Origin of the sequence: Cupriavidus sp. SIMBA_020, assembly GCF_046535395.1 — a bacterium.
Taxonomy (GTDB): Bacteria; Pseudomonadota; Gammaproteobacteria; order Burkholderiales; family Burkholderiaceae; genus Cupriavidus; species Cupriavidus campinensis.
In genome coordinates, this window is the sequence record NZ_JAWRWU010000554.1 from 1 (window position 1) to 273 (window position 273).

A 273-nucleotide genomic window follows, 5' to 3' on the forward strand; every position below is an offset into this window, starting at 1 on the left:
TCTCGACGACCTTCTCGATCCCCATGATCGCGACGTGCGTATCGGGCACGGTGGTCGACAGCCGGCCGTTGCCCTCGTTCTCGACGAGCAACAGCGTGCCCGTGTCGGCCGCCGCGAAGTTCACGCCGGACAGGCCGATGTCCGCTTCCGCGAACGCGCGGCGCAGCGCGCGCCGGCCGGTCTGGATCAGCTCGTCGACGTCCTCCGTGTAGCGCGTGCCGGGGATGTGCCGCTCGAACAGCTCGGCGATGTCGCTGCGCGTCTTGTGGATCG

The 273-nt window shown here is 69.2% G+C and carries 1 protein-coding gene; it reads right to left on the reverse strand.

Features of this window, described 5'->3' with window-relative positions; translation table 11 throughout:
* The coding region (locus SB751_RS30490) for an LUD domain-containing protein (RefSeq protein WP_410749085.1) at window positions 1-273 on the reverse strand (273 nt) is incomplete at both ends.